The sequence below is a fragment of the Mycobacterium sp. HUMS_12744610 genome, from assembly GCF_041206865.1.
Taxonomy (GTDB): Bacteria; Actinomycetota; Actinomycetes; order Mycobacteriales; family Mycobacteriaceae; genus Mycobacterium; species Mycobacterium servetii.
On the sequence record NZ_JBGEDP010000001.1, the window covers coordinates 3,902,188 to 3,919,064 of the forward strand.

The following is a 16,877-nucleotide window of genomic DNA, read 5'->3' on the forward strand; positions in this document are numbered from 1 at the left end:
CTCTCCTAGGTCGAATCGCTCGACGACAAGTCCACGAGGGTCAACTCCTCTTCCGCCGAGGCGCTTTCGTCCTCGGCCACCGCCGCGCGGGCGAGGTCGAGCAGCGTCGCGGAGAACGCGTCGGCCAGCGACCGCGCGCGCGCCGCGTCGATGCGGCGGGAGTCGTACCACCAGTCCAGGTGCATGGCCCCGGCGCTGCGGTACACGCGCAGCTCGACGGCGTGACCGAGGCCCGGGTAGGCCTCGCGCACGGGCAGCGCCGTGTCGGAGTCGAACTGGACCGGGGCCTCGCCGGCGGCCGAGGGAAGGTCGGGGATGGTGCCCGCGTACGAGAAGAAGATGTCCGCGGGCGGCGTGGCAGCGAGCCAGCCGGCGGTGCGCGCATAGACGTACCGCAGCAGCCCGTATCCGATTCCGTAGTGCGGCACCGACTTCAGCGTGTCGTGCACGTCCTCGACCAGTTGCCGCACACTGCCGTCGCGGTCCGCCGCGCACGGCAGCGCGACGGGATAGACGGTGGTGAACTCACCGACAGTGCGGTGCAGGTCGACGTCGGGTTTGAGCACCGACCGCCCCGGCCCGCCGAGGTCGAGCCCCAGGCAGCCGTCGCCGACCGTCGCCGCGATCGTCCGCGTCAGCGCGGCCACCACGACGTCCTCGATCGGCGCTCCGAGCCGGCGCCGCGCGTCGTCGATCTCGGTGGTCTGCGCGACGGTCAGCGCCGAGGGCAGCCGCACCAGGTCGTCGACCGTGGGCGGTTCGGTGGCCGGCTCCGCGACACGCAGGTTCGCCTTGGCCGCGGTTTCGAGCCAGTATTCGCGGCTTTCCAGGACGGCCGGGTGGGCGGCGAGCCCAGCGCACCGCTGGCACCAGTCCCGCCACGGCGTGCTCACCGGCTGCAGGGTGATCTCCTCGCCGGCCAGCCGCTGCCCGAACGCGGTGAAGATGTCAGTGAGCAGGATGTCGCGGGACATGGTGTCTGCGGCGGTCCCGTGCACGCTGAGCGCCAGGTAGCACGGCCCGCCGTCCCCGCCGCGGACGTGCGTGGCGGCCAGGGGCGGGCCGGCCAGGTCCTGCCCGCGAATCTGCGCGTCCAGGATCTGCAGCAGGGCTTCCCGCTCCTCGGGTCCGCCGGGCGCCAACCCACCCGGCAACGACTCGGCGCCCAGCTCGACGGTCTCGACGGGTTCGCCGAGGTCCTGCTCCCAGGTGCCGCCGCGGTGCACCAGGCGCATCCGCAGCGCGTCGTGCTGGTTGGTGACGGCGGTCAGCACCGCCGTGATGTCCTCGGCCCGCACATCCGGGCGCAGCCGCAGGATCAGCGGGATTCGCCAATGCCCGCCGTCGGCCAGGCCGTGCGCCAGGAAGTGTTCGATGTTCGGCGGCACCGGCGGGTGGGCGACGTCGTCCGGGGACAACCGGGCCAGCCCGCCGGCCTCGTAACGGGCGGTCAGCGTCTTGGCCAGCTTGGCCACGCTGGGGTTCTCGTAGAGGTCCTGCGGGGTGAGGTCCAGGCCCTGGTTGGCGGCCGTCATCGCGACGCTGATCGCGATCAGCGAGTCACCGCCGAGCTCGAAGAAGTCGGCGTTGCGGTCGACCGGTCCGCCACCCAGGCACTGCGCCCAGATGTCGCGCAGCGTGTCCTCGAGCTGCGCGGCGCCGGTGGCAGGCCGAGCAGCGCCGGTGCCGTTCGCCGACGTCGGCGCGGGTGTGGCGCCGTTCCCGTTCAGCGGGTACGCCGCCGCGCTGCGCGGCGCGGCGTCGATCCAATGCCGTTGCCGCACGAAGGGATAGCCCGGTAGCGAAACCAGGTTCGGCCGGCGCCCCGCAGCGTGCGGCGACCAGTCGACGTCGACGCCCGCCGACCACAGCTGACCGAGACCGAGCAGGAAGGCGTCCCGGTCATCGCGGTTCTGCACCGGATGGCGCATCAGCCGGACGGTGCGGTGACCGCCGGCCCACTGCGGGTGCCGCGCCGCCGCGGACGTCAGCGTGCCGCCGGGACCGACCTCGACGAGGACGCGGGCGGGTTCGGCGAGCAGCGCGGCGATCTCGTCGGCGAAGCGCACCGTCGACCGGATCTGGCGGGCCCACGTCGCCGGGTCGGTCGCCTCCGCGGCCGACATCCAGGTGCCGGTGACGTTCGACAGCAGCGGAATCTGCGGTTCCCGCAGCGTCAGGCGGGCCAGGAAACTCTGGAACTCCGGGACCACCGAATCCATCAGCCGGGAGTGGAATGCGTGCGAGGTGCGGACCCGGCGTGCCGTGATACTTTGTCGCGCAAGCTGTTCGGTGAACGCGCGGATGCCCTCTTCGGATCCGGCCACGACGCAGCCGCCGGGCTCGTTGACCGCGGCGAGGTCGACGTCCGCCGACAAGTGCTCTTCGACGGTGTCGGGGCTCGCGGCCACCGCGACCATCACGCCGCGCGGCGCGGCGTGCATCAGCCGGGCCCGCATCGACACCGCCTTGACCGCCGTCGGCAGGTCGAAGACCCCCGCGATGGTCGCCGCCGCGTACTCGCCGATGCTGTGACCGGCCAGGGCCCCCGGCCGGATCCCATGGGACTGGGCGAGTTTCGCCAGCGCGTATTCCACGGAGAACAGGGCGGGCTGGGTCCGGTCGGTGCGCTCCAGGCTGCGTCCGGAGCCGTCGAACATCTCGGCGCGCAGGTCGATGCCCATCTCCGCGTCGAACGCCGCGGCGCAGCGGTCGAAGTGCTCGGCGAACACGGGCTCGGTTGCATGCAGGCCCCGCGCCATGCCGACGTGCTGGGAACCCTGGCCGGGGAACAGGAAGGCGACGCGCTCCGAATCGCTTTCGGCGTTCGCCGGCGGGGCGGCCGACTCGGCGACGAAGACGTTGTCGTGCTCGGGGGTCCGCAGCAGCTCCGCGGCGTGCCCGTTGTCGTCGACCACCGCCGCCATGCGGAAGTTCTCCGTGCGGCGGCGGGCCAGGGTGTGGGCGACGTCGGCCAAATCGGGCGCGTCGGGGCAGGACAACTCGGCGGCCAGGGCCGCGCGCGCGTCCGCGAGCGCCTCGGCGGTCCGGGCGGACAGCACCAACACCTGCGGGGCGGGCCCGGCGCCCGCCGGCGCGTCGGGCGCCGGCACCGCCGGCGCCTCCTCGAGGACGACGTGGGCGTTGGTGCCGCCCACGCCGAACGCGCTGACCCCCGCGCGCCGCACACCGTCCCAGTCCCACGGGCCGTATTCGCCGCGCACGGCAAAAGGCCCACGCTCCAGGTGCAATTCGGGGTTGGGATGGGTGAAATGCAGGGTCGCCGGGATCGCCCGGTGCTGCAGGCACAGGATCGTCTTGATCAGCCCGGCCATGCCGGCCGCCGTCTCCAGGTGGCCGATGTTGGATTTCACCGAGCCGACCTGGCACGGGCCGGGCCTGGCCGACTCGGACAGGGCGAACGCCTGCCGCAGGCCTTCGATCTCGATCGGGTCGCCCAGCGGCGTTCCGGTCCCGTGGGTTTCGACGTAGCTGATGCTCGACGCGTCGACGTCGGACACCGCGTGGGCTTCGGCAATCACCTCGGCCTGACCGGCCGCGTTGGGCGCGGCGTACGTCATCTTCGTCGAGCCGTCGTTGTTGATCGCCGAGCCCCGGATCACCGCGTGCACGCGATCTCCATCGGCCAGGGCGTCCTCGAGCGGCTTGAGCACCACGACGCCGACACCGCTGCCGAACAGGGTGCCGTCGGCGCGGGAGTCGAACGGCCGGCAGCGGCCGGTCGGGGACACCATCGAACCGGGTTGGTACCAATAGCCGACGCGGTGCGGGACGCGGATCGACGCGCCGCCGGCCAGCGCCATGTCGCACTCCCCGTTCAGGATGCTCTGGCAGGCCAGGTGCACCGCCACCAGCGAGGACGAGCACGCCGTCTGCACCGACAGCGCGGGCCCGCGCAGGTTCAGCTGGTGCGCGACCCGGGTGGCCAGGTGGTCCTTGTCGTTCTGCAGCGAGAGGTTGACCATCTCGAAGGTGGCGCCCTGACCGATGATCGCGTGCGGGTCGTGGTGCGACATAAGGTTGTGCAGCAGGTAGCCGCTGGCCGAGCTGGTCCCGAAGACGCCGACCGAGGCGTCGATCCGCTCGGGGTCGTAGCCGGCGTCCTCGAGCGCGTGGAACGCGCACTGCAGCATGAGGCGGTGCTGCGGGTCGGTCATCGACGCGTTCTGCGGGGTGAAGCCGAAGAACTCGGCGTCGAACTCCTCGATGCCGTTCATCACCGGCGCACGCTTGACGTAGCCGTGACCGGCCAGCGCCTTCTCGCCGACGCCGGCCGCGCTGAGCTCGTCGTCGGACAAGGAGACGATCGACTCCTCGCCGCGGCGCAGGTTGTCCCAGAACTGCGACACCGAGTCGGCGCCGGGGAATCTCCCGGCCATCCCGACGACGGCGATCGCGTTGGGCGGCAACGTGTTCGAGGGGTTTTCCTTGGATTTTGTCACGTGTTGTCCTGTCATACTCTTTGTCGCGGCTGGCGCCGGTCGGCGGCTCGCCGGCGCGCCGCGGCGCGTCGCTGGGCCCGCTCGCGCAGCTCGTTCGCGGGCTCGGGGCTGTCCTGGCCGGTGAGGCCGAGTTGTTCGATGAGTTCGGCGGCCAGGTCGGCGACCGTGGCCCCCTGCAGCAGCAGCGCCACCGGCGGCTCCACGCCGAAGTCGCCGCGCACGGTGTTCCTGATCCGCACGGCCATCAGCGAATCCATGCCCAGCTCGGTCAACGGCCGGGTGGGCGGGACGGCGGCGTCGCCGGCGTGGCCCATGATCGCCGAGATGCGCCGGCGCAGCCGCGCGGTGACGATCTCCTTCGCCTCCGCCGGGTCGAGTTCGCACAGCGCCTCCGGCCCCGCCCAGTCACCGCTGTCGCCGGCGGTGCCCAGTTCCTCGACGAGTTCGGCGAAGTAGCCGAGCCGGCCGATTTCGGGGAAGGCGGCCGCGGCCCGGTCGAGCCGCAGCCGCGCCACACCGGTCTGCGTGGCGGCGCCGCCGATCAGGGATTCCAGCGCCTCGATGCCTTCGTCGGGGGTGATGGGGTCGAGGACGCCCATGCTCAGGGACCGGGCGACGCCCACGTGCGACCACTGCCCCCAGTTGATCGTGGTGGCGGGCAGCCCCGCCGCCCGCCGCCAGGCGACCAGGGCGTCGAGCCATGCGTTGGCCGCCGCGTACGCGCCCTGACCCGGGGAGCCGAGCAGCGACGCCACCGACGAGAAGCCGACCCACCAGTCGAGCCGGCATTCGGAGGCCGCCTGGTGCAGGCGTAGCGCGCCGCCGGCCTTGGGCGCCCACACCCGTTGCAGGCTTTCCCGGTCGAGGGTGGCCACCAGGCTGTCGTCGATCACTGCGGCCGAGTGGATGATCCCGCGCAGCGGCAGCCCGGTCTCCTCGGCGGCCGTCACGAGCCGCTCGGCCACCCCGGGTGCGGAGATGTCGCCGGCCACGACGGCGATATCGGCGCGGCCCTCCAGCTCGGACAGGCCTTCCCGAGGTTGCGCCGAGCGGCCGTTGAGCACGATGCGGCCCGCACCCCGGTCGGCCAGCCAGCGCGCGACCACCAGGCCGATGCCGCCGAGCCCGCCGCTGACGATGTACGAACCATTTTGTCGTACAACGTTTGCGGAGTCGCCCACCGCGGGCAGGGGGGCCCGCCTGAGCCGTTCCGCGTGGCGGCGCCCGTCGCGCCAGGCGATCACGTCGTCCCCGGCCGGCAGGCCCAGTTCGACCGCCAGCCTGGCGGGCGCCTCGTCCGCGGTGCCCAGGTCGACGAGGGTGGCCCGCAGTTCGGGATGCTCGTAGGCCAGGACCCGGACGAGCCCGCGCAGGGCGCCGACCGCGGGGTCGCCGCCCTCGCCGTCGGCGACCGCCAGGCCGTCGCGGGTGACCAGCCACAGCCGCGGCAGGGTGCCGTGCCAGCCGCCGACGATCGCGCGCACGGTTCCCGCGACAGCCGCGACCAGGTCTTCGCCGCGCCGCAGGGCGGCGTCGGTGTCGAGGCCGTCGGCGGGGCGCTGCCCGAGGAAGACGACCACCCCGCGCGGCGGAAGGTCGGGGTCCGCGGCGGTCTTCGCGAACGCCTCCGGCAGCGCCGACTCGTCGGTGAGGTCCGCGCCGATCACCCGCCGCGCCGGTGCGGCGAACCGCTCGGTGAAACCGTCTACCAGGTCGGGGTTTTCGCCGGCGGACAGCAGCAGCCAGCTGCCCGCGGGCGGTTCGGCGGCCGCTTCGCCGACGGCGCTCTCGGTCCACGCCGCGTCGAACACCTTCTGCGCCAACGGCAACGGCACCGTGCGCCGGTCGATGCGCCGCAGGTAGACGCCGGCGAGCTGCGCGGTCGGGTTGCCCGCGTCGTCGGTCAGGGTGATCCGCCCGAGCTTGCCCGAACCGTCGTCGTCCAGGCTGACCAGCTCGGCGTGGCACCGGGCGCGGCGCCCGGTGTCTCGGAAGACGCGGACGGTCTCCAGCGAGACCGGCAGATAGGTGGCTTCACCGGCGTCGTCGCCGGGCTCGGCGGGCATCGCGGCGGCCAGGCCCTGCAGCGCGGCGTCGAGCATGACCGGATGGACCCGGTAGCCGCGATGGGCGGCGGCCTCGTCGGGCAGGACGATCTCGCTCTCCGAGGAACCGCTGGGCCAGCGCACGATTCGCGTCAGCGCGGCGAACGCCTGCCCGTGGTGGGCGCCGGTGCGCCGCAGCGTCGCGTACAGCTCCGCCGGCGCCACGGTCGTGCCCGCCTCGGCGGGGGCGGCCGGGGCCTCGGGCGCGCAGTCCCGGGCGGCGACGTCCACGCGCGCGACCGCATGCCGGTTCCAGTCGCCCTCGGCCGAGCGGGTGTAGACCTCGACCCGGGCGCCCTCGTCGGTCCGGGTCAACTGGGTGGTCAGCGTGGTCCGCTCGTCCAGGGCCAGCATCTGCTCGACCTCGAGTCGGTGCACCGCGAGCCCGTCGGCCGGCAGACCCAGGGCCTCGCTGCCCGCGGCGAGCGCGATCTCGGCGAACGCCGCGGCCGGCATGACGGCTTGTCCGTACACCCGGTGGTCGGCCAGCCACGGCACCGCGCCGGTGCCCACGTCGGCCTGCCACACGTGGTCACGGCCCGAGGGGATCTCGACGTGCAGCCCCAGCAACGGGTGGGCGCCCGCCGGCGCCGGGCTCGCGCCCCGCCGGGCGGCCCAGTACGGCGCATGCAGCCACGGTGCCGGCGGCAGGTCCACCAGCCGGCCCGCACCGTCGGCCGGCCGGATCGCAGCCAGTTGCGTTCGGAACGCCACGGTTTCGTCGCTGTCCCGGGTGACGGTGCCCATCGTCCGGGCGGCGGACTCGGCGGCGGCCAGGCTTTCGGCGATGGCGTGGGTGAGCAACGGGTGCGGGCTGATCTCGACGAACGTGCCGTACCGGGCGCCGGCGCCGGCCACCGCCTGGCTGAACCGGACCGGGTTGCGCAGGTTGGCCACCCAGTGGTCGGCGTCGAACGCCGGCTCCGCCGCGGCGTCGCCGGTGGTGCTGAGCACGGGAATCGTCGGGGTGCGCGGCGCCAGGTCCGCCAGGGCGCTGCGCAGTTCGGGCAGGATCGGGTCGATGGTCGGATGGTGGGATGCCACGTCGACCTCGACGCGCCGCGCCAGCCGCCCCTGCGCGTCGACCGCGGCGATCGCCGCGTCGACCTGCTCGGGCGGGCCGGCGATCACCGACTGCTGCGGGGCGGCGTACACCGCCACGGTGCTGCCGGGGTAGTCGGCGATCAGCTCCTCGGCGGCGGTCGCGCTCAGCTCCAGCAGCGCCATCGCGCCCTGGCCGGACAGCGCCGACATCAACCGGGAACGGGTGGCGATCACGCGGATGCCGTCGGCGGCGCTCAGCGCGCCCGCGACGACCGCGGCGGTGACCTCCCCCATCGAATGTCCCATGACCGCATCGGGTTCCACACCGTGCGCGCGCCACAGCGCGGTCAGGGCCAACTGCACGCCCACCAGCGCGGGCTGGATGCGGGCGATGCCGGCCAGCGGTTCGCCGGCCTCGAGCACCTCGCGCAGCGAGAAGCCGGCCTGCTCGACGAAGATCGGGTCCAGCTCGGCCACCGCGGCGGCGAACGCCGGCTCGTCGGCCAGCAGCCGCTTGCCCATGCCGGGCCACTGGGAGCCCTGACCGGAGTACACGAACACCGTGCCCGGGCCCGGTGTTCGGTCGGAGGGCAGGACCACCCCGGGTTCCGCCCGGCCCGCGGCGACCGCACGCAACCCCACCACCGCCTGTGCGCGGTCGCGGGCGCACACGACGGCGAACTTGCCGTGCCGACCGTGTTGTCGGCGCAGGGTGTGGGCGACATCGGCCAGCGGCGTCCCGGCGCCGCGGCCCTGAAGCCACTCGGCCAGCGCCGACGCGCGGGCGGCCACCCGCTGGTCGGTCTTGCCCGCGATCACCAGCGTCGCCACCCCCGGCTCCGGGGCCGCCGGCTCCGGGTCCGGACCCTGTTCCAGCACCACGTGCGCGTTGGTGCCGCCCAGCCCGAACGAGGACACCGCGGCCCGCCGCGGGCCCTCGCTGCGCGGCCACGGGGTCAGCTCCCCGGGGATGAACATGCGGGTGGCGGCCGCATCGATCGCCGGATTCCACTGCGAAAAGTGCAGATTGGGCGGGATCTTGCCGTGCTGCACCGCCAGGGCGGTCTTGATGAATCCGGCGATCCCGGCGGCCGCCTCCAGGTGGCCCACGTTGGTCTTCACCGCACCCAGCGCGCAGGGGCCGCCGCCGGCCCCGTACACCTCCGCCAGCGCGTCGAACTCGATCGGGTCCCCCAGGGAGGTTCCGGTGCCGTGCGTCTCGACGAAGTTCACCGAGTCCGCGGTCACATCGGCATTGCGCAGCGCCCGGGTGATCACGTCGGACTGTGCCAGCGCGTTCGGCGCGGTCAGGCCGTTGGAGCGGCCGTCGGAGTTGACCGCCGAGCCGCGCACGACCGCCAGGACCCGGTCGCCGTCGCGGACCGCGTCGGTCAGCCGCTTGAGCACCACGACGCCGGCGCCCTCGCCGCGGACGAACCCGTCGGCGCCCGCGTCGAACGCGTGACACCGGCCGCGCGGCGACAGCATGCCCCACTTGGACAGCGCCAGTTGGGTTTCCGGGCGCAGGATGAGGTTCACCCCGCCGGCCAGCGCGAGATCGCTCTCCCGCAGCCGCAGGCTCTGGCAGGCCAGATGCACGGTGACCAGCGACGACGAACACGCCGTGTCCACCGCCACCGCGGGCCCGCGCAGCCCGAGCGAGTACGCGATCCGCCCCACCGTGACGCTGTGGGCGTTGCCCGTCGCCGAGTAGGCGTCGATGCTGTCCGGGTCGGCGGCAGAGGAGTTCTGGTACTCGTTGTAGTACACACCCATCATCACCGCGGCTCGGGTCTCCCCCACCGATTCCGCTGTCAGGCCGGCGTTCTCGAGCGCCTCCCAGGCAACCTCCAACAGCACCCGCTGCTGCGGGTCCATCGCTTCGGCTTCGCGCGGGGAGATCCCGAAGAACTCGGCGTCGAAGCCGGCCACGTCGGGCAGGAAGCCACCCCACTTGGAGGCCATCCGGCCGGGCGCGAACGGGTCGGGGTCGTAGTAGGCGTCGGCGTCCCAGCGGTCGGGCGGAACCTCGATGATCGCGTCCCCGCCGCCGGACAGGAACTCCCAGTAGGCCTCGGGCCCGGCCGAGGGGCCGGGGAAGCGGCACCCGATGCCCACCACCGCGACTGGCTCCGCGGTCGCCAGTCGGGAGGCCTTGTCGAACTGCTCTCCCAGTGCCGTGCGCTGCTCGGCGGTCATGCCCGCCACTCTGTCGAAGATCGTCTTCATCACATACCGCTTTCCACGCTCTCGAACAGCGCGTCCAGCACGCCGCCCGCCGAGCCGTCCGTGTCGGCCCCGTTGTCGCGCTCCGTCGTGTCACGCCTCGAGCCATGTTGCGCGACGATAAGTTTCGTCAGATATTCGGTCATCGCAGCGATGGTCGGGTGATCCCACATCTTCGTCGCCGAAACGTCGAAGCCGACCAGCCGTTTGGCGTCCTTGAGCACGGCCATCGCCATCATCGAGTCGAGGCCCAGTTCGGGGAACGGCCGCTCCACGTCGACCGCCGAGGCGGACATCCCGAGCTCCCGGGCCAGGATCGACCGCAGCCTGGACCCCAGTTCGGCGGCCACCTCGTCGGCGGAGAGCTCCGCCCATGCCGGCGCGGTCGCTTCCTGCCCGGCGGCCGGCTCCGCCGCCGTGTAGCGAAGGGCGCGGATGTCGATGCAGACGCCGCCGCCGGGCGCCGTCGCGACGAGGTCGACGACCAGGTCGCCGGCGGCACCACCACCGTGTCGGCGGACCCTGACGCTGCCGCGCGGCTCGGCGAGCTCACCGACGAGCCTGGCGCTTTCGGCGCCAACGGCGCGCACCGGCCGCGCCCCGCCACGCGCGACGCCGAGGGCGGCGTCGAGCAGCGCCACCGTCGAGGCCTCCGGCAGGTCGACGTCGACCGGTGGTTGCTCGGCCGCCGGCCCGGTCTCGGCGTCCGGGTCGTGGACGAGCCGGGCGCCGGCGTGCACGGCCGAATCCGACGACACGGTGACGGATTCGCCGTCGGCCGTCACGTGGATCACTTGCGGCTCGTCGACGACGACGGGATCCTCGAAACGCACGTCGCGCACGGCAGACGCGCCGCATTCGGTGGCCGCGGTCACCAGCGTCTGCAGCAGAACCGATTCGGAGACGGTGGGTGCCGCACCGTCCGGTGCCAGCCGGGCCTGCCACAGGTGCACCGGCGGGGTGGTCGCGACGGTGATGTGTTCGCCCAACAGGGTTCCGGGGCGAGGTGGCGCCACCGCGGCCTCCAGGCGGTCGCGGATCGCGGTCCAGTGCGGCGCCGCTTTCGCCTCGCGCGCAACGGTTCTCGGCGCGCTCACCCAGTGGCGGGTGTGGTGCCACGGTGTGCTCGGCAGCAGCGGCGGGGGCCCGGCCGGATGTTCGGTGTCGGGCGCCTTGGCCGTGTGGGCGGCGTTGAGGTTGGTGTGGAAGGTCAGCGTGTCGTGGGTGTCGCGGGCCAGCGTCCCGAGGCTGTGGTGATGGACGCCGGCCAGCGTGTCACCGATCGCATCGGTCAGCAGCGGGTGCGGGCTGACCTCGACGAAGGTGCCGTGCTCGGCTCCCGCCGCGGCCACGGCGTCGGTGACCTGCACCAGGTTGGGCCGGTCCGATGCCCAGTGTTCGGCGTCGAAGGCCGGCGCCGCGCCGTCGGCGGTGACGACCGGGATGACCGCCCGCCGCGGCGTTAGATCCGCCAGCGCCGCGGGGACATCCGGCCCACCCGGATCCGCGGCGGCCCCGGACAGGGTGGTGATGACGCGGAGCCCGTCGCGGGGGCTCAGGGCGCCGGCGACGACCGCGGCGGTCACCTCCCCCATCGAATGGCCGATCACCGCATCGGGTTCGATCCCATAGGACCGCCACAACGCGGTCAGCGCCAACTGCACCCCCACCAGCACCGGCTGAATACGCTCGATACCGGCCACCGACTCCCCACCGGCGAGCACCTCCCGCAGCGAAAAACCAGTTACCTCAACGAACACCGGCTCCAACTCGGCCACCGCCCCCGCAAACGCCGGCTCATCGGCCAACAACTTCCGACCCATCCCCGGCCACTGCGAACCCTGCCCCGAATACACAAACACCGTCCCGGCCCGACACGACCCGGCATGCGGACCCACCACACCCGGCGCCGAACGCCCCGCCGCCAACGCCGCCAACCCCGCCACCGCCTCCCGGCGATCGCGCGCAACCACCGTGGCGAACACCGGATACCGCGCCCGATGATGATTGAGCCCATGGGCCACCTGCGCCAACCCCACCCCGGCGCCGGCACCATCCATCCACTCGGCCAACACCCCAGCCGTGGCCGCCACCCGCTGCGCGGACTTGCCCGAGACCACCAACGTGCTCACCACCGGCTCGGCAGCCTCGGGCACCACGACCGGCTCGGGACCCTGCTCGAGCACCACATGGGCATTGGTCCCACCAAACCCGAACGAGGACACCCCCGCCCGCCGCGGCCGACCCGTCACCGGCCACTCCAGCGCCTCGCCGACAACCCTCAACCCCAACTGCTCGAACGGAATATGCGGATTAGGCTCGGCAAACCCCAAATTCGCCGGAATCCAACCCCGCTGCAACGCCAACACCGCCTTGACCAACCCCACAACACCCGCCGCGGCGTCGAGGTGACCGAGGACGGGTTTGACGGAACCGAGCAGCAGCGGTTCCTCCGGTCGGCGCCCGCGGCCCAGCACCGTCCCCAGCGCGCGGGCCTCGATCGGGTCTCCGAGCAACGTGCCCGTGGCGTTGGCTTCGACGTAGTCGACCTCACGCGCCTGCACCCCGGCATTGGCATACGCCGCCCGCAACACCGCCATCTGCGCGGCCGGATTGGGCGCCATCAACCCGTTGGAACGACCATCGGAATTGACCGCCGAACCCCGCACCAACGCCCACACCCGATCACCATCACGCAGCGCATCACCCAAACGCTTGAGCACCACCACCCCACAACCCTCACCACGGACAAAACCATCCGCAGCCGCATCAAAGGCATGACACTGCCCCGACGCCGACAACGCCTCGGCCGCATCGAAACTGCGCGTGATCGCCGGCGACAACAACAAATTCACCCCCGCCGCCAACGCCACCGCCGACTCACCACTGCGCAAACTCTGACACGCCAAATGCACCGCCACCAACGACGACGAACACGCCGTATCCACCGTCACCGACGGACCCCGCAAATCCAGAAAATACGACAACCGATTCGCGATGATGCTCAACGCACCACCGGTCCCCGACCACGCATCCACCCGACTCAAATCCGACGACGCCAAATACCCGTACTCACCCGCACACGCACCCGCGAAAACCCCGGTCTGGCTGCGGCGCAGGGCATCCGCCCTGATCCCCGCGTGCTCGAGGGCCTCGTGGGCCACCTCCAGCAACAACCGCTGCTGGGGATCCATCGCGGCCGCCTCGCGCGGGGAGATCTCGAAGAACTCCGCGTCGAAACCCTCGATGTCGTCCAAAAACCCACCGAAGCGCGTCGTGCCCGCCAACGCCGCCGCCGACTCCGGCGAACCGTCGTCAAACCAGCCCCACCGCCCCGCGGGCACCTCACCGACCGCCGAACGGCCCTCACCCAGCAACCGCCACAACGCCTCCGGCCCGTCCACCCCACCCGGCAGCCGGCAACCCATACCCACCACCGCGATCGGCTCATCACCACCCACCACCGCAGCCTCGGGCGCCGCGGCGCCGCGGTTCTGGGCTTCCGGGTTGGTCAGGTACTCGACGAGGTCGTTGATCGTCGGGTACTGCCACATCTCCACCGGGGATATCGCGCGACCGGCCAGTTCGGCGAGTTCGCCCGACAGCACCACCGCGTCCCGCGAACCGACCCCCAGGTCGGCGAACGACGCGTCGAGTTCGATGTCGTCGGGACTGCAGCCGATGTTGGTGACGAGATAGTCGACCAGCCAGTGCCGCAGTTCGTCGGCAGAATGAGTATTTGTCATCACGCGGACTCCACACTGTCGAACAGCGCATCAAGCACGCCGTCGGCCGGTGCGGCCGTCTCCTCCGTTCTTTCCGTCGAATCAGGTTGCGGTGCGATCTTTTTGGCGAGGAAAGCAGAGAGCGACGCGATCGTCGGATGGTTCCACAGCATGGTCGCCGAAAGTTCCATACCCGCCACCCGCTCGATCTCGCGCCGGATCGACATCGCCATCACCGAGTTGAGCCCCAGTTCCGCGAACGGCCGGTCCGGTTCGAGTTCGGCCTCCGGGAGCCGAAGCTCGTGGGCCATGACCGCGCGCAGTGCGGTCTCGAGTTCTCGCAGCAGGTCGTCGCCGCTCAGCTGCGACCATGCCGCGGCCGGCGCGGGCAGGGAGTCACCGTCGGTATCGGCCGACGTCATCGGCGCGATCACCGCCTGCGCGATGTCGCGGCCCGCGACGTATTCCCACGCGGCGAAGGCCTCGGCAGGACGCAGCGATCGTGAGCCCAACCGTTCGAGCTCGCCGACGGTGATCGCCGCATCGGCGGCGAAGCCGAGACCCTCCCAGGCCACCCAGTCCAGGCTGACGGTGTGGCATCCCTGCCGACTCCGGCTGCGCGCCAGGCAATCCAGGTAGGCGTTGGCCGCAGCGTACGCGCCCTGCCCCGGGACGCCGAAAACCGTTCCCGCCGAGGCGGTCAGGAAGAAGAAGTCGAGCCGTCCCGGCGGGAAGGCCCGATGCAGCGCCTGCGCGCCGGCGATCTTGGGCCACATGACGCGCCGCAGCGTGTCCTGCGCCGTCTCGGTCAGCAGCCTGTTCTCGGTGATGCCCGCGGCGTGGATGATGCCTCGGATCGGGGGCGCCCCGTCCCGGTCACGCCTGTCCAGCAACTCCCGGACCGCCGCCGGGGAGCCAACGTCGAGCGCGACGGCCTCGACGGAGACGCCGCGGCGCTCCAGGGCCAGGATCGCGGTGATCCTGTGTTGCACGGCGGGGTCGTCGATGCCGTCCCAGTCACGCCTGGGTGGCAGTGGGGTGCGGCCCGCCAGCACCAGGCGACGCGCGCCGCGGTCCGCGAGCCAATCGGCCATCAGCAGGCCGAGCGCACCCATGCCGCCGGTGATCAGGTAGGCCGCGCCGGGCTGACAACGCAGCGGTTCGCGCACCGGCCCACCCACGATGGGAGTCATTGTGGAACAGAGGAATTCGCCATCCCGCAGCGCCAGAATCCGCTTGGCCGGATGGGGCAGCACCTCCGGCAGCCGTGCCGCGCAGTCGGCGAGGTCGGCGCCGGCCGCGATGTCGACCAGCCCACCCCACAGTTCGGGATGCTCGGCCCCGACGACCCCGGCCATCCCCCACAGGCCGCTGTGGCGCAGCGCCTCGCCGGAGTCGGCCTCGCGGACGCCGCGGGTGAGGATCCACAGCGTCACCGGTTCGTGGTCGCCGCGGCCGGCCAGCTCTCCGACGAGCTCGGCCACCTGAGAGGTGAGTCGCGTCGCGCCGTCGACGTCGGCATCGTCGGCCGCCGGGCCGGCCAGGTAGACGACGTAGCGGGCCTCGGTGACCCGGGCCGGGGCGTACCCGGCGTCGGCGAGCCGGTCGGCCAGCCCCGCGGTGTCAGCACCGTCACCGCCGACGATGGCGAGCGGCCCGGGCGCGAAGCGCACCTGGTCCCCGCCGGCGCGCCAGGGGTGCCAATCGATCGCATGGCACATCGAGGCGGGGTCGCTGTCGTGGGCGGCGGCCGCGGGACCGGACTCCACATCGGTGTACCGCAACGCGCGGACGTCCGCGCAGACTTTGCCGTCGGGTGTCCTGACGACGAGGTCGACGACGACGTCGCCGGCGTCACCGGGCAGCCGGCGCAGCTCGGCCACGGCCCGCCGGTCCCCGGGAGTGGTTGCCAGCCAGGCGCTGCCGACCCCGGAGGGCACCAGGAGCCGCGGGTTGTCGCGATCCACCAGGCGCGCGGCGTGCACGGCGGCGTCCAGCAGCGCCACCACCGACGGTTCGGCCGGCCCGGCCAGGACGAGGTCGGCGACGGCGCCGTCGCGGGTGGGCCGCAACGCGTCAATCGACCAGGGAAACGGCTGCCCCTCGACGCCCCACTCCTCGAAGAGGTCGGTGATCGAGCGTGTTTCGGCCTCGCCGGTGGGGGCGGGGGCGCCGTGGTCGCCGTCCGGCGCGGACGGCGCCAGCCGCCCGCTGACGTGCCGGACCCAGGGCGCGTCGGTCCCCGCACGCGACGACACGGTGACCGACCCGTCGGCGGCGAGCACCTGGATCGCCCGCGGCCGGTCCACGACGATGGGATGCTCGAACCGGACGTCGGACACCGCCGCTGCGCCCGCCTCGCGGGCCGCGGCCGAAAGCGTCTGCAGCAGAACCGACAACGGGACCACGTCCACCCCGTGCAGGCGGTGACAGCCCGGGTACGGCTTGACCTCCGGGGCCAGGTTCGCCTGCCACAGGGAGGCCGCGGTCGCGGCGACGTCGGTGCGCGCCCCGAGCAGGGTGCCGGGCGCCGGCGCGGATGCGCCGGCGGCCGGGCGTTGCGTCGGGGTCACCCAGTGACGGGTGTGGTGCCAGGGTGTGGTCGGCAGCACCGGGGCCGGCCCGCCCGGATGGTCGGTGCGCGGCGGTGCGACGGTGTGGGCGGCGTTGAGGTTGGTGTGGAAGGTCAGCGTGTCGTGGGTGTCGCGGGCCAGGGTCCCGAGGCTGTGGTGATGGACGTCGGCCAGCGTGTCGCTGATCGCGTAGGTCAGCACCGGGTGCGGGCTGACTTCGACGAAGGTGCCGTGCTCGGCTCCCGCCTCGGCCACCGCCTGGGTGAACCGGACCGGGTTGCGCAGGTTGGCCGCCCAGTGGTCGGCGTCGAACGTCGGCGTCTCGCCCGTCGTGGTGATGATCGGGATGGCGGGCCGGCGCGGTGCCAGATCGTCTAGTGCCGAACGCAATTCGGGCAGCACCGGGTCGATGATCGGGTGGTGTGACGCCACGTCCACCTCGATGCGGCGTGCCAAAAGGTTCCGCGCGGCGACCGCGGCGATCACCGCGTCGACCTGTTCGGGCGGGCCGGCGATCACGGTCTGGCGGGGCGAGGCGTACACCGCCGGCGTGAGGTCGGGGTGCTCGGCGATCACTTCGGCGGCGCCGTCGGGGTCCAGCTCGAGCAGCGCCATGGCACCCTGCCCGGACAGCCGGGCCATCAGCCGCGAGCGGGTGGTGATGACGCGGAGCCCGTCGCGGGGGCTCAGGGCGCGGGCGTGTCATTCCATCTGTGTAAGTCCGGGGTGGTCCATCATCGG

Annotated in this window: 4 protein-coding genes; all 4 read right to left on the reverse strand. The window is 72.7% G+C overall.

What is annotated here, in order from left to right; genetic code table 11:
• Positions 1–5: 5 nt before the first annotated feature.
• From AB8998_RS18680 to AB8998_RS18695, 4 genes are read right to left on the reverse strand one after another with little or no spacing between them, the layout of a single operon-like run.
• Positions 6–4,478, reverse strand: coding sequence for a type I polyketide synthase (locus tag AB8998_RS18680; protein WP_369739235.1), 4,473 nt, complete (start codon positions 4,476–4,478; stop codon positions 6–8).
• Positions 4,475–9,841 carry a type I polyketide synthase gene (locus tag AB8998_RS18685; protein ID WP_369739236.1) on the reverse strand — a complete coding sequence of 1,789 codons (5,367 nt, stop codon included), beginning with the start codon at positions 9,839–9,841 and terminating at the stop codon, positions 4,475–4,477. The genes AB8998_RS18680 and AB8998_RS18685 overlap by 4 nt, the downstream gene beginning before the upstream one ends.
• On the reverse strand, positions 9,841–13,584 hold the full coding sequence (locus AB8998_RS18690) for a type I polyketide synthase (protein ID WP_369739237.1): 3,744 nt from the start codon (positions 13,582–13,584) through the stop codon (positions 9,841–9,843). Before AB8998_RS18690 ends, AB8998_RS18685 begins: the two co-directional genes overlap by 1 nt.
• A complete protein-coding gene (locus tag AB8998_RS18695) occupies positions 13,584–16,778 on the reverse strand; it encodes a type I polyketide synthase (RefSeq protein ID WP_369739238.1) in 3,195 nt (1,064 codons plus the stop codon). Before AB8998_RS18695 ends, AB8998_RS18690 begins: the two co-directional genes overlap by 1 nt.
• Positions 16,779–16,877 lie beyond the last annotated feature (99 nt).